Source organism: Cupriavidus oxalaticus, assembly GCF_016894385.1.
Taxonomy (GTDB): domain Bacteria; phylum Pseudomonadota; class Gammaproteobacteria; order Burkholderiales; family Burkholderiaceae; genus Cupriavidus; species Cupriavidus oxalaticus.
Genome location: NZ_CP069812.1, coordinates 207,551 through 220,576, shown reverse-complemented (window position 1 = coordinate 220,576; position 13,026 = coordinate 207,551). Strand labels below are relative to the sequence as shown.

At 67.4% G+C, this 13,026-nt stretch carries 11 protein-coding genes and 1 tRNA gene; 5 read left to right on the top strand and 7 right to left on the bottom strand.

Features of this window, described 5'->3' with window-relative positions:
• Positions 1-217: 217 nt before the first annotated feature.
• Positions 218-565, bottom strand: a complete 348-nt coding sequence (locus JTE92_RS13365) for a DUF2917 domain-containing protein (RefSeq protein ID WP_063241177.1) — start codon at positions 563-565, stop codon at positions 218-220.
• 183 nt (positions 566-748) lie between these two features.
• On the opposite strand from JTE92_RS13365, the gene JTE92_RS13360 reads away from it, so the two are divergent.
• On the top strand, positions 749-2,158 hold the full coding sequence (locus JTE92_RS13360) for an aminotransferase-like domain-containing protein (RefSeq protein ID WP_063241176.1): 1,410 nt from the start codon (positions 749-751) through the stop codon (positions 2,156-2,158).
• A 205-nt stretch (positions 2,159-2,363) separates the two neighbouring features.
• Here JTE92_RS13360 and aptA read toward each other — a convergent pair whose 3' ends face one another.
• The gene (aptA, locus tag JTE92_RS13355) at positions 2,364-3,695 is read right to left on the bottom strand and encodes an omega-aminotransferase AptA (RefSeq protein ID WP_063241175.1); all 1,332 of its coding nucleotides are present in this window, start codon (positions 3,693-3,695) and stop codon (positions 2,364-2,366) included.
• A 396-nt stretch (positions 3,696-4,091) separates the two neighbouring features.
• Here aptA and JTE92_RS13350 point away from each other — a divergent pair, with 396 nt between their 5' ends.
• Positions 4,092-5,555, top strand: a complete 1,464-nt coding sequence (locus JTE92_RS13350; RefSeq protein ID WP_063241201.1) for an aminotransferase-like domain-containing protein — start codon at positions 4,092-4,094, stop codon at positions 5,553-5,555.
• A 405-nt stretch (positions 5,556-5,960) separates the two neighbouring features.
• Here the strand turns inward: JTE92_RS13350 and JTE92_RS13345 are convergent, their stop codons facing one another.
• Positions 5,961-6,839, bottom strand: a complete 879-nt coding sequence (locus JTE92_RS13345; protein WP_063241174.1) for an alpha/beta fold hydrolase — start codon at positions 6,837-6,839, stop codon at positions 5,961-5,963.
• A 228-nt stretch (positions 6,840-7,067) separates the two neighbouring features.
• Here JTE92_RS13345 and dmeF point away from each other — a divergent pair, with 228 nt between their 5' ends.
• Positions 7,068-8,054: a CDF family Co(II)/Ni(II) efflux transporter DmeF gene (gene dmeF, locus JTE92_RS13340; RefSeq protein WP_063241173.1), complete on the top strand. Its 987-nt coding sequence runs from the start codon at positions 7,068-7,070 to the stop codon at positions 8,052-8,054.
• A 62-nt stretch (positions 8,055-8,116) separates the two neighbouring features.
• Here dmeF and JTE92_RS13335 read toward each other — a convergent pair whose 3' ends face one another.
• From JTE92_RS13335 to JTE92_RS13320, 4 genes are all read right to left on the bottom strand, one after another.
• Positions 8,117-8,560 (bottom strand): GNAT family N-acetyltransferase, encoded by a 444-nt coding sequence (locus tag JTE92_RS13335; RefSeq protein ID WP_063241172.1) that lies wholly within the window; start codon positions 8,558-8,560, stop codon positions 8,117-8,119.
• A 294-nt stretch (positions 8,561-8,854) separates the two neighbouring features.
• A tRNA-Cys gene (locus JTE92_RS13330) sits at positions 8,855-8,929 on the bottom strand.
• A 98-nt stretch (positions 8,930-9,027) separates the two neighbouring features.
• Complete coding sequence (gene bfr, locus JTE92_RS13325; RefSeq protein WP_063241171.1) at positions 9,028-9,507, bottom strand: bacterioferritin; 480 nt, start codon at positions 9,505-9,507, stop codon at positions 9,028-9,030.
• Positions 9,508-9,835: 328 nt separating this feature from the next.
• The gene (locus tag JTE92_RS13320; RefSeq protein ID WP_063241170.1) at positions 9,836-10,816 is read right to left on the bottom strand and encodes a Bug family tripartite tricarboxylate transporter substrate binding protein; all 981 of its coding nucleotides are present in this window, start codon (positions 10,814-10,816) and stop codon (positions 9,836-9,838) included.
• A gap of 103 nt (positions 10,817-10,919) precedes the next feature.
• On the opposite strand from JTE92_RS13320, the gene JTE92_RS13315 reads away from it, so the two are divergent.
• Positions 10,920-11,882 carry a LysR family transcriptional regulator gene (locus JTE92_RS13315; protein ID WP_303740886.1) on the top strand — a complete coding sequence of 321 codons (963 nt, stop codon included), beginning with the start codon at positions 10,920-10,922 and terminating at the stop codon, positions 11,880-11,882.
• A gap of 106 nt (positions 11,883-11,988) precedes the next feature.
• Positions 11,989-12,957, top strand: coding sequence for a SphA family protein (locus tag JTE92_RS13310; RefSeq protein ID WP_063241168.1), 969 nt, complete (start codon positions 11,989-11,991; stop codon positions 12,955-12,957).
• Positions 12,958-13,026: the final 69 nt, after the last annotated feature.

Sequence of the window (13,026 nt, the reverse complement as noted above, 5' to 3'; positions counted from 1 at the left end):
GGTGCTGGTCTGTGCCGGCTTGACTTGCGTTGCGCGGGCTGTGCCCCGGGTTGGGGCTGGTCGATTATATGACGTTGACGTAAACGTCAATCAATGGGGCAGAACCCCAACGGCGCTGCGTCGCAGTGCTGACTAGAGTATGGGTCCGCGACGGATGGCGGGCAAACAAAAGGCCACTCACGGTGGCCTTCGGGTACTTCGCCGGCAAGGCAGGAAATCACCGGCACAACGCCCGGATCTGCGGGCACTCTCCAAACGCATCCGTACTGTGCTCTTCCACCCGATGCCGCAGCGCGTGCAGCCACGCCGCCATCCGCCGCATCGACCACGGGGCCGGCGTCTGGGCCAGCGTGAAGCGTGCCCCCGAACCATCGCCCGACAGCCATACGCGATAGCCCTCCGGCAGGGCCAGTTCCTGCCCGGGCTCCAGCCAGATATCGTTGGGATTGCCCTCGACCGTCACCCACAGCTTGCCCGCCGCCGCGCAGACGGTCTGCCCGTAACCGGCGCGCCAGCTCACTGGCTGTCCGGGCTTGTTCAGTTCGAAGGTACGTAGTTCGCGCATGATGCACTCCTGGAGCCGGCGGTCTCGATTTCTCCGCCACGCTTCCATTATTCGCATCCCTCACTACAATCCCATGTACAGTTGTGAACAGTTTTCGATGAACTGTTCAGTAGTTTTCCCTGACAGTTGCACTGACAGTTGCCCTGTCAGTTGCATATCCCGGTTTCCCCCGGCTGCCTGCCTATGAAACTCATATTAGATGCTTCCACCGGGATTCCACTGACCGATCAGATCGTCAATGGCGTGAAGTCGTGGATCGGCAACCGCGAGGCCCGGCCGGGCGCAAAGCTGCCGTCGATTCGCCAGCTGGCCGCAGAAAACGGCATCAGCCGCTTCCCCGTGATCGAGGCCTATGACCGGCTGGTGTCGCAGGGGCTGCTGGATTCGCGGCAGGGGTCGGGCTTCTACGTGGCGGACAGCCCCCTCGCGGGACGCTCGGCGCGCGGCTGGTCGGACCCCAGCCTGGCGGAGGATCTTTCGGACCATATCCTGGAGCAGTTCAACCACCCCAGCAGCACGCTGAAGCTGGCCGGCGGCTTCGTGCCCGAGACCTGGCGCGACGTGGAAGGGCTGCAGCAGGCGATCCGCGCGATCTCGCGCACCGAGATCGACAGCGTGATCCACTACGCCACGCCGCTGGGCCATCCGGAACTGCGCAGGCAGGTGCTGCTGCGCGTGCGCCAGCTCGGCATCGCGGCGGAACTGCCGCAGGTGCTGATCACCAGCGGCGCCAGCCAGGCGCTGGACCTGGTGGTGCGCCACCTGCTCAAGCCCGGCGATACGGTGTTCGTGGAGGATCCCGGCTACTACAACCTGTTCGGCCTGCTGCGGCTGCATGGCGTGCAGCTGGTGGGCGTGCCGCACACGCCCCACGGCCCGGACCCCGACGCGTGCGAGGCGCTGCTGCGCCAGCACAAGCCCAAGCTATTCTTCACCAACAGCGTGCTGCAGAACCCCACCGGCGCCACGCTGGCGCCGCCGGTCGCGTTCCGGCTGCTGGAGCTGGCGCGCCGGCACGGCTTCCGCTTTGTCGAGGACGATATCTTCTCGGACTTCCAGACGCACTTCACCGACCGGCTGGCCACGCTGGACCAGCTTGAGCACGTGATCTACATCGGCGGGTTTTCCAAGACGGTGTCGGCATCGCTGCGGATCGGCTATGTGGTCGCCGACAAGGCGCTGGTCAAGGACCTGGTCGACGTGAAGGTACTGACCAGCGTCGCCGGCTCGCACTTCGCGGAAGCGGTGACGGCCGCGCTGCTGGAGCGCGGCGGCTATCGCAAATATGTCGAGCGGCTGCGCCTGCGCGTGCGCGAGGCATCGGCCAACGCGGTGCGGCAGCTGACCGGCTGCGGCTGGGAAGTGTTCTGCGAGCCGAGCGGCGGCAACTTCCTGTGGGCGCGCCCGCCCTGCATCGAGGATTCGCGCGAGCTGGTGACGCTGGGCGAGGAATACGGCGTGACGCTGGCGCCGGGCAATTACTTCCGGCCCGGCGGCGAGACCTCGGCGTGGATCCGCATCAACGCCGCCTATGCCAACGAGCCGCGCGCGGTGGCCTTCATGAAGGCCGCGGCGGAGCGCGGCGCGCGCTGATGCCTAGCCGCCGCGGTGCAGCTGGATTTCGGCCAGTTGCCGGTTTTCTGCGATGCGCACTCGGGATTTACTTCGATGGCCACGGCGCGCACCTGAGCACGCCCCTGAGCACGCCCCTGAGCACGCACCTGAGCGCCCCCCGTGGCACGCAACCAGAGAGGCCGGACCCGAAGGCCCGGCAGCCATGCAATGCGGCGTGCGCCGCTTACTTGATGTCCTGCAGCGCCTTCTTCACCGTATCGAACAGCTCGCCGATCTGCGCTTCCGAGATGATCAGCGGCGGCGAGAACGCCAGGATGTCGCCGGTGTAGCGCACCAGCACGCCCAGCTCCAGGCACTTGAGGAAGGCCTCGTAGGCACGCATGCCGGGCTGGCCCGGACGCGACTCCAGTTCGATCCCGGCCACCATGCCGAAGTTGCGGATGTCCTTCACGTGCGGCGCGCCGCGTACGCTGTGCACCGCCGCTTCGAACACCGGCGACAGCTCGGCGGTGCGGCCGAACAGGTTCTCGCGCTGGTAGAGGTCGAGCGTGGCAACGGCAGCGGCAGCGGCCAGCGGGTGGCCGGAGTAGGTATAGCCGTGCAGCAGCTCGATCGTGCCCGGCGCGGCAGCGTTGACCACGGTGTCGTGCACTTCGCGGCGCACCGCGACGGCGCCCATCGGCACGGCGGCGTTGTTGATCGCCTTGGCCATCGTGATCAGGTCCGGCGTGACGTTGAAGCGCTCGGCAGCGGTGGCCGCGCCGAGGCGGCCGAAGGCGGTGATCACTTCATCGAAGATCAGCAGGATGCCATGCCTGCTGGTGATCTCGCGCAGCTTTTCCAGGTAGCCGACCGGCGGCACCAGCACGCCGGCGGAGCCGGCCAGCGGCTCGACGATCACGGCGGCGACGTTGGCCGGATCATGCAGCGCAAGGATGCGCTCCAGCTCGTCGGCAAGGTGCGCGCCCCATTGCGGCTGGCCCTTGGAGAAGGCGGCCTCGGCGATGTTGAGCGTGGCCGGCAGGTGGTCCGTGCCCGGCATCAGGTTGGCCGAGTAGGCCTTGCGGTTCGGGCCGATGCCGCCCACCGCCATGCCGCCGAAGCCCACGCCGTGGTAGCCGCGCTCGCGGCCGATAAAGCGGGTGCGCTGGCCTTCGCCGCGCGCGCGGTGGTACGCCAGCGCGATCTTCAGCGCGGTGTCGACCGACTCCGAACCCGAGTTGGTGAAGAAGATGCGGTCCAGCCCGTGCGGCATGACCGCGGCCACCTTGGTGGCGGCCTCGAACGACAGCGGGTGGCCCATCTGGAACGGCGGCGCATAGTCCAGCGTGGCCGCCTGGCGCGCGACGGCGTCGGCGATCTCCTTGCGGCAGTGGCCCGCGGCCACGCACCAGAGGCCGGCGCAACCGTCCAGGATCTGGCGGCCGTCGTGGGTGGTGTAGTACATGCCGCTTGCCGACGCCAGCAGGCGCGGCGCCGCCTTGTACTGGCGGTTGGCGGTGAAGGGCATCCACAGGGCATCGAGATCGGGAATCACGGTCTTGGCGGCGTCCATACGTCCTCCTCGGGGCAATTGGAAATTGGGCGGGTCGGTTGGCTGACGCCGTTCCGGCACCACGGCGAGTGGCGAGCACCGAAGCGGGCGCGGAACGGCGGCAATGACGGCCACTCTACCGGCGGCGTCTGGCCGACAAAATATACAGTCCGGAGAGCACCGCCTTACCGTACAGTTTGATCATGCCAAACCGTGCAGGCAAGCAGCCGCGCCGACCGCCGTGCCCGCCGCCTGCCACATGGCGCTTGCCACATGGCGCTTGCCAATACCGTGCGGCATCCCGCGCTGCACTGCGGCAAATTTCGCAACCCGGAATGGCGCCGCACCCGGCGCCCGGTGCAGCCCGCTAAACTGTACAGGTTCGCGCCTGACGAGGTGCCTGGTGCAACGCTTCCGATGCTGACCCTGAACCTGACCCGCAGCCGCCGCGGCGGCGAAACCCTGACCGAGCAGATCGTCGCCGGCATCGCCGCGCTGGTGGAACAGCGCGCGCTGCGCGCGGGCACGACGCTGCCGTCGGTACGCCGCTTTGCCCAGCACCACCAGGTCAGCACCTTCACCGTGGCGGAGGCCTACGGGCGGCTGACCGCACTGGGCTACCTGGCCGCGCGGCCGGGCTCCGGCTACACCGTGGCGCACCGCCACGCGCCCACCGGCAGCACCCGTGCGCCGCAATGGGAAGCGCCGGGACTGAACGCGGCGTGGCTGCTGTCGGATGTCTTCGCCGATCATTCCGTGCCGATCAAGGCCGGCGCCGGCTGGCTCCCGGGCGACTGGCTCAACGAGGAGGGCCTGCACCAGGCCATGCGCGCCTCGGCACGGGTGCCGGCGGCACAGCTGTCGGGCTACGGCCATCCCTACGGATTCGCGCCGCTGCGCGAGCATATCGCCACCGGCCTCGGCCAGTACGGCATCCCGCTGCAGGCGCAGCAGGTGGTGCTGACGCAGGGCGCGACCCAGGCGCTGGACCTGGTGGTGCGCACGCTGCTGCGCGCGGGCGACACCGTGCTGGTGGAATCGCCCTGCTATTGCAACCTGCTGCAGATCCTGCGGCTGGCGGGGCTGCGCGTCATCGGCGTGCCGCGTTCGGCGGCCGGGCTGGACACCGATGCGCTCGACGACGCGATCCGTGCCCACACTCCCCGCGCCCTCTTCGTCAACACCGTGCTGCAGAACCCGACCGGTGCCAGTCTCAGCAGCATGAACGCCTTCCGCGCGCTGCAGCTCGCCGAGCAGCACCGGCTGCTGGTGGTGGAGGACGATATCTACCGCGAGCTGGCACCGGCCGGCTCGCCGATGCTGGCGGCCATGGACGGGCTGTCGCAGGTGGTCTACGTCAATGGCTTTTCCAAGACCATCACGCCGTCGCTGCGCGTGGGCTACCTGGCCGCCAGCCCCGACCTGGCCAAGGCCTTCGCGCGGACCAAGATGGCGGTCGGGCTGACCTCGTCGGAAGTGACCGAGCGCCTGGTCTACTCGGTGCTGACCAGCGGCCACTATGGCCGCCACGTGGCCGCGCTGGCCGAGCGGCTGCGCGCGCAGCAGGACCTGGTGACGGAAAAGATGGAGGCGCACGGCCTGGCGGTGCTGCTGCGTCCCGAAGGCGGGATGTTCGCCTGGGCGCGGCTGCGCGACGATATCCAGCAGCGGCTGCAGGCAAGCCGGCGCGGCGAGCCGCTGGGCGGCAACCGCCTGGCCACGCTGGCGCTGGAGCACGGCATCTGGCTGGCGCCGGGCTCGTACTTCGAGCCGGACGAGACCGATTCGCCGTGGATCCGCTTCAACGTGGCCACCGGCGACGCGCCGCAGCTGTGGCAATTCTTCGACAGCCTGGCGCAGGCGCCGCGTGCCGCCGCCTGACGCGCGGCCACATCAGAAGCGGTAGCGCAGGTAGCCGGTAGGGAAACAGGTGCCGGGGTTGGACCCTTGCGCGGCCGGGGCCCGCTCCCAGGGCGCTGCCTCAGCTCCAGAGGCGTTCGACGACCCAGCCTGCGGTGGCGCAGACGCCCACCCAGCTCACCAGTGCGATAGCAATAAAGCGGTATGTCATCTCAGGACCGACAATAAACTCGTTGCGGGAATATGAATTTTTCGCAAAATCATACATCCATTCACGAATGTATGTAAGTGGCAATCGGATTTCCCTGAGATGTACTGGTGACTTTTCGTAACGTGGGAAGGTAAAAAAGCGCCTGTTGCGACATGCCGCAGGCGCTGATGCGGCGAAATGCCACGGGCCGGACGGGTAACCTGCGCGCGGGATCTTCAGCCGCGCAGGAACGGCAGCACTTCTTCCAGCAGCCGTTCCGGCATTTCTTCGGCAATGTAGTGGCCGCACGGCAGCGCATGCCCGCGCACGCGCCGCGCCACCTTGCGCCATTCGTCCAGCGGACGGAAACACTGCCCGACGGCGCCCTGCTCGCCCCACAGTGCCAGCATCTCGCACTCGACCATGCGGCCGGCGGCAAGGTCGGCGCGGTCATGTTCGAGGTCGATGGTGGCACTGGCGCGGTAGTCCTCGCACAGCCCGTGCGCGGCACCGGGCAGGCTCAGGCAGCGCAGGTACTCGGCCATGGCGGCGTCGCTGAACGGCGCCAGTCCGGCGCTGCGGGCGCCCATGGTCTGGCGCAGGTAGAGCGCGGGATCCGCTTCGATCAGCGTTTCCGGGAATGGCGCCGGCCGGATCAGGAAGAACCAGTGCCAGTAGGCGCGCGCAAAGGCCTCGCTGGTCTGCGCGTACATCGCCAGCGTGGGGGCGATATCCAGCGTCACCAGCCGCGTCACCGCCTGCGGATGATCCAGCGCCAGCCGGTGCGCCACGCGCGCGCCGCGGTCGTGCGCCAGCACGCTGAACCGCTCGAAGCCGAGCGCGCGCATCAGCGCAAGCTGGTCGGCGGCCATGGTGCGCTTGCTGTAGTTGGCGTGGTCCGGCAAACCCGGCGGCTTGCCGCTGTCGCCATAGCCGCGCAGGTCGGCGGCCACCACGGTGAAATGCCGCGCCAGCGACGGCGCCACCTTGTGCCAGATCGCATGGGTCTGCGGGTGGCCATGCAGCAACAGCAAGGCAGGCCCCTGGCCGCCGGCCATCGCGTGGATGGCAACGTCGCCGCAATCGATCCGGTGCGGCGTGAATCCTTCGAACATCGTCTGTCTCCATGGCCGGCCCGCGGCCGTCTGCATCCGTGCCGGCTAGTGTAATCACTAAGCGGTGCGACAGGATTTCCTCCGGCGACACTCATTCGGTCGATGGACTCATGAATCCATCCCCTGCCAGCCCCTCCCTGTCGCCGGCAGGGATGCCGCCCGCGGCACAGCGGCGCTCTGCTACCCTTGCAGCATCCGCCCTGACTTCCAGCCACAGCAAATCCGACCATGCATACCCAAGACCTGTCCGCATGGACCCACAGCCATACCTTCGACGGGGGCAACCGCGACGCCGAGCGCGGTACGCGCCTGGTGATGGTGATCACAGCCATCGTGATGGTGGTGGAAATCGCCGCCGGCCTCTGGTTCAACTCGATGGCGCTGCTGGCCGACGGCTGGCACATGAGTTCGCACGCGCTGGCCATCGGGCTGTCCGCGTTTGCCTATGCGGCCGCGCGCCGCTACGCCAGCGACCGGCGCTTTGCCTTTGGCGCCTGGAAGATCGAAGTGCTGGCTGCCTTTGCCAGCGCGGTGTTCCTGCTCTGCATTGCCGCGCTGATGGCGACCGGCTCAGTCGAACGGCTGTTCAGCCCGCAGGAAATCCATTACCGCGAGGCCTTGGTCGTGACCGCGCTGGGGCTGCTGGTGAACCTGGGCTGCGCGCTGATTTTGGGCGGACATGCGCACGGGCACGGGCACGGACATGCGCACGGGCATGAGCATCACCACCATGACCACGATCATCACCACGGCCACCACGACATCAACCTGCGCGCGGCCTACGTGCACGTGCTGGCCGATGCCGCCACCTCGGTGCTGGCCATCGTGGCGCTGGCCGGCGGCTGGTGGCTGGGCTGGGCCTGGCTCGACCCGGTGATGGGACTGGTGGGCGCGGCGCTGGTCGGCAAGTGGGCGATCGGCCTGCTGCGCCAGAGCGGCACCGTGCTGCTGGACCGCGAGATGGACCACCCGGTGGTCGAAGAAGTGCGCGAGGTGCTGGCCGGGCTCGACCGCGACGGCCGCCCAGGCGAAGAAGGGATCCGCGTGACCGACCTGCATGTCTGGCGCGTCGGCCGCCAGCACTTTGCCTGCATCGTCTGCCTGGTCACGCATGACGCCACGCTGACGCCGCAGCGCGTACGCCAGGCGCTGTCCGTGCATGAGGAACTGGTGCACGTGACCATCGAGATCAGCCGCTGCGACGGCACGCACTGAACGCCTGCGGAACGAAGCACCCGAAAAAGCACGCCAGGACTGGCGCGCGGCTTTATCTCAGGTCAGGTCAGCTCACACCACATGCACAGCGGCGGCGTATCGGTATGCCGCTGGAATTCGCTGGACGACAGCACCTCCTGCGGCAGCTTCGATGCCGGCACCAGCGTAAAGCCATAGCGCGCAAAATAGCTCGGGCAACTCGATGCCAGCAGCACCGCGCGCTGCAGGCCATTCGAGCGCGCGCGCATCAGCGCGGCGCGCACCACGTGCGTGGCAACACCCTGGTCGCGATGCTCGGGCAGCACCGCGACCGAGCGGATCACCACGGTCTGGCCGAACGGCTCGCCGGCGGCACAGCCGATGATCCGCGATTCGAGGATGGCGACATGGAAGTGCTCCAGCACGCGGAACACGTCGTCGGTCGGCAGGCCGCAGCGCTCTAGCAGCGCACCCACCGCTGGCGCGTCCGAGGGCACCGCCGCCCGGATCCGCAGGTCTTTCATCATCAGGAGCCTCTCTTCTTCACATCACTTGGCGACGGGAACACCATGGAAGCCCGGCATGGTTGCGCCGCCATCCAGACGGCGCGCTGTGCACGCAGGCCGGTCCGGCCTGACCGCGAAACACTACCCGATTCGGTCGCTTTGTACTATCCGGGAAGAACAGGGAAAACCGGTGTCGGAAATTGCCCGCCGCATTCCGCACAGGGGCGCGCGGCTGCTCGGCGCAGGCGCACCCCCGCGCGTGCATCACGCGACGCAGGGTGCGAAGAAGGGGAAATGTCGCTGCCAGAGGAAAACTGGAGGCGGGGATCCGGAATCGAACCGTCGTATACGGCTTTGCAGGCCGTTGCATCACCACTCTGCCACCCCGCCGTGGATCACGCGCCGTGCCGGCGCGTCGTGCTGCGGGCCGCAGTGTAGCGGGAAATGGAAAAGTCTGCAGGGCGCTGCGCGAGCGCCCGCCACTTCAGTCAGTCGCCGATCTCGCCCATGGCCGACTGCACGTAGTTCTGCAGGCCGACCTTGCCGATCAGCTCGATTTGCGACTCGAGCCAGTCGATATGCGATTCGGTGGCTTCCAGGATATCGACCACCACCTCGCGCGAAACATAATCGCCGATCGACTCCAGGTACTTGATCGCATCCTTGCAACTGGCCTGCGAAACCTGTTCCAGCTTCAGGTCGCAGCCGAGCATTTCTTCGGTGTTCTCACCGAGCAGCAATTTGTCGAGGTCCTGCAGGTTGGGCAAGCCATCGAGCAGCAGGATGCGCTCGATCAGCTTGTCGGCGTGCTTCATTTCCTCGATCGATTCCTCGTATTCGTGCTTGCCCAGGGCATTGAGTCCCCAATGCCGGTACATGCGCGCATGCAGGAAATACTGGTTGATGGCGGTCAGCTCATGCCGGAGCTGGCCGTTGAGCATCTGAATCGCTTTCTTGTCGCTTTTCATGACAGCACCAACGACCCCTCGATACGGGTGGATCAATTCTCATTATCGTGGCCAGCGCACGGCGGCAGCCCCAATATCGCGCTGTGCTTTTCATGGTAGGCCGGCAAAGGGGGACATCAAGCAAATTCGGCGGATATTGATCGATTATCCAACGTTATTGCGCATGAGAATGGCAATGGTTTCCATTCGGTTTTTGCTAGCGCATGAAAAGCCGCATCCGGCATTAATACCCGAGCCTTCCGGACACATATTGCAAATAAGAAAACGGGCGCACACGGCATATTGCCGCGCCGCCCGTTATGGGAGGAAGGGAGGAACCGGACGCAGATCAGTCGAGGCGCGCGCCCGAATCCGCCACCAGCGTCTTCAGCACCGGCCAGTCGCGCGCATAGAGCGCCTGCGCCTCGGCCGGCGAGCTGCCCACCGGACGCAGCCCCAGCCCGGCCATGCGCGCCTGCATGTCGGGGGTCTGCAGGATCGCCTTCACCTCGCTTTCGAGCCTGGCCAGAATGGGCGCCGGCACGCCGACCGGGGCCACCAGGCCGATCCAGCCCACCGTCTTGAACGCGGTGTCCTGCATGCCCAGCTCGGCAAAGGTCGGCATCGCGGGCAGTGCGCTGCTGCGCTGCGTGCCGGTAACGGCCAGCGCCTTGAGCTTGCCGCTCTCGATATACGGTTTGGCCGTCAGGATGCTGGCGAAGCCGAACTGCACCTGGCCGCCAAGCAGGTCCTGCAGCATCGGCGCCTCGCCCTTGTAGGGCACGTGCGTGGCATTGCCGCGCGTAAGCTTGCTGAGGTAGGCGCCGCTCAGGTGCGACAGCGATCCCACGCCCCACGAGGCATAGGTAGCCTGGCCCGACTGGGCGCGCGCGTAATCGCCCAGCTCGCGCGGCGTGCGCGCTGGCACCGACGGGTGCGCGACCAGCACCAGCTGCGCGTCGGCCAGCACGCTGATCATGGTCAGGTCCTTGCGCGGGTCGTACGGCAGCTTCTCGAACAGGAACTGGTTGGTGAGCACCGACTGCGTCAGCGTCATCAGCAGCGTGTAGCCGTCCGGCGCCGCCTTGGCCACCGCATCGGTGCCGATGATGCCGGAGGCCCCGGCCTTGTTTTCCACCACCACCGGCTGGCCCAGGCGCTTGCTGAGTTTCTCGCCCATGGTGCGGGCGATGGTATCGGTGCCGCCACCGGCCACGTAGGGCACCACCAGGCGGATCGGCTTGGCCGGATAGGTCTGGGCAGCAGCCGGCAGGCCGAGGCCGAGCGAAAGCCCGCTGGCTGCGAGCGCGAGCCATGCGCGTCGTTTCATGTCGTCTCCAGTTGTCTTGATTGTCTTTATGGTTCTGGAGAGCAACGGTAGCGGGCTTGAGAAAGTACGTCCAATGCAATATTTTTCAGGTTTCCATGCATAAATGCTTAGATTGATGGGCCTGCGCCAGCTGCATCACTTCGTCACCCTGCTCGAACAGGGCAGCTTCGCGCGCGCGGCCGCGGCGCTGCACCTGTCGCAGCCGGCGCTGACGCGCAGCATCCAGGCGCTGGAGGCCGACCTCGGCACCCTGGTCGACCGCAGCTACGGCAAGGTGCGCCCCACCGCCGCCGGCGCACTGGTGCTGGAACGCGCGCGCCGCATGCTGCGCGAGAGCCGCGAACTGCGCCGTGACCTGCAACTGCTGGACGAGGTGGAGATCGGCGAGATCCGCGCCGGCTTCGGGCCGTTCGCGGCATCGTTCCTGCTCGACCCGGTGCTGGAAGCGCTGGTGCGGCGCTACCCGCGCCTGCGCATCGACGTGGAGACCGCCGACACCACCACCATGCTGCGCGCGCTGGAAGCCGAACGGCTCGATGTCTTCGTCGGCGAAAGCCGCAGCCTGGCGCAGCTCGGCCACCTGCAGATCGAGCGCCTGCCGGCGCTGGAGACCGGACTCTTCGTGCGCGCCGCGCACCCGCTGGCGCAGCAGCGCGACATCAGCCTCGCCGCGCTGCGCGATTACCCGGTGGCGGGCCCGCGGCTGCCCGCGCATATCCACCAGTTCTTCCGCGAGGCCTTGCTGGCGGCCGGCAACGGCACGGCCGGAAACGACGGCACCGGCCTGCTCACCGTCACCTGCAACGACATGCATGCGCTGCGCACACTGATGCTGGCCGGCGACGCCGTCGCGCTGGTGCCGGTGGCGATGATGGCCGAGGCCTGCGCGCAGGGCGCGGCGGTGCCGCTGCGGATGCGCCCGCGCCATGACCTGCGCGCCCAGTACGGCATCGTATCGCTGGCCGGGCATACCCCGTCGCCGGCAACGCGCGCGTTCGTGGCGCAGGTGCACGCGGCGCTGGCGGACCACTCCGCGGCGGGAGCGAGCGCCATTCCGGTTCGCTAGAAACTTTCAGGGCAGCCCGGGAAAAATCTTCAGATCGCGAACCGGACCGGCGTGCTATGTTGGCCGCGGAACACACCGTCATCCCAGGCGCTCCGGAGGCTCCGACATGCCGACCAACACCGCTCGCCGGCTGCTAGCGGCCCTTGCTCCCGCCCTGCCGCTGCTGGGGGCAGCCACCAGTGCCAGCGGCACCGAGGGCGCGCTCGGCCGGCCCGTCACCGGCACCAGCGTCACGCCCAATGCCGGCATCGTCTCGCCGGAGCCCATCCTGGCGGTCAACCTCGGCGAGATCTACCTCGACGGATCGATCGGCGGCAGCCGCAGCGTGCCGATTGGCGGCCAGGCAGCCGTGGACGTCGACGGCAAGGTCGCCTTCACGCTGGCCACCGTGATGAAGGTCTGGGACACCGGGCCCGGCGCGTGGAACTTTGCCTCCAGCTTCACGCTGCCCTACGTGTGGACCAGGGTCACGGCCAATGTCGGCATCGGCAGCGTCAGCAGCCGTACGCAGGACACCGCGTCGAACCTGTTCGACATCTATTTCACGCCGCTGATCGCCGGCTACCACTTCTCCAAGACCGAGCATGTGGCGCTGAGCCTGAACATCTGGGCGCCGACCGGCAAGTACGACCCCAACGCACTGGCCAACCCCAGCCTGAACAACTGGACTTTTATCCCGCAGGTGGCCTACACCCGGCTGTTCCCCGAGCACGGGCTGGAATTCGATGCGGTGGCCGGACTCCAGTTCTACACGCGCAACCACGCCACCGATTACCAGAACGCGCCGCTGTTCACGCTCGACACGATGCTGCTCAAGCGCTTTGCCAACGGCGCCGGCGTGGGCCTGATCGCCGGCACCACGCAGCAACTGGGCGACGACAGCGGCCCGCTGGCGGACCGCCTCAACGGCTTCCGCGGCCACGACTGGGCGCTGGGGCCGATCGTCACCTACGACACCAAGATCGGCGCGAAAAGCCACCTGTCGATGAGCCTGCGCTGGGTGCCGACCATCGCCAGCAAGAACCGGCTCGACAGCACCAGCACGTTCATGGGGACGGCGGCGATCGTGTTCTGAGCGGACCATGTCATAAAAGCAAAGAGGCCCGGAAGGGCCTCTTTGCTTTTATGACATGGCGTTGCGGCT

Coding starts and splice junctions, on each gene's coding strand:
- JTE92_RS13365 (WP_063241177.1), bottom strand. CDS start 565: ATGCGCGAACTACGTACCTTCGAACTGAACAAGCCCGGACAGCCAGTG.
- JTE92_RS13360 (WP_063241176.1), top strand. CDS start 749: ATGAAACTCATATTAGATGCTTCCACCGGGATTCCACTGACCGATCAG.
- aptA (WP_063241175.1), bottom strand. CDS start 3,695: ATGGACGCCGCCAAGACCGTGATTCCCGATCTCGATGCCCTGTGGATG.
- JTE92_RS13350 (WP_063241201.1), top strand. CDS start 4,092: ATGCTGACCCTGAACCTGACCCGCAGCCGCCGCGGCGGCGAAACCCTG.
- JTE92_RS13345 (WP_063241174.1), bottom strand. CDS start 6,839: ATGTTCGAAGGATTCACGCCGCACCGGATCGATTGCGGCGACGTTGCC.
- dmeF (WP_063241173.1), top strand. CDS start 7,068: ATGCATACCCAAGACCTGTCCGCATGGACCCACAGCCATACCTTCGAC.
- JTE92_RS13335 (WP_063241172.1), bottom strand. CDS start 8,560: ATGATGAAAGACCTGCGGATCCGGGCGGCGGTGCCCTCGGACGCGCCA.
- bfr (WP_063241171.1), bottom strand. CDS start 9,507: ATGAAAAGCGACAAGAAAGCGATTCAGATGCTCAACGGCCAGCTCCGG.
- JTE92_RS13320 (WP_063241170.1), bottom strand. CDS start 10,816: ATGAAACGACGCGCATGGCTCGCGCTCGCAGCCAGCGGGCTTTCGCTC.
- JTE92_RS13315 (WP_303740886.1), top strand. CDS start 10,920: ATGCTTAGATTGATGGGCCTGCGCCAGCTGCATCACTTCGTCACCCTG.
- JTE92_RS13310 (WP_063241168.1), top strand. CDS start 11,989: ATGCCGACCAACACCGCTCGCCGGCTGCTAGCGGCCCTTGCTCCCGCC.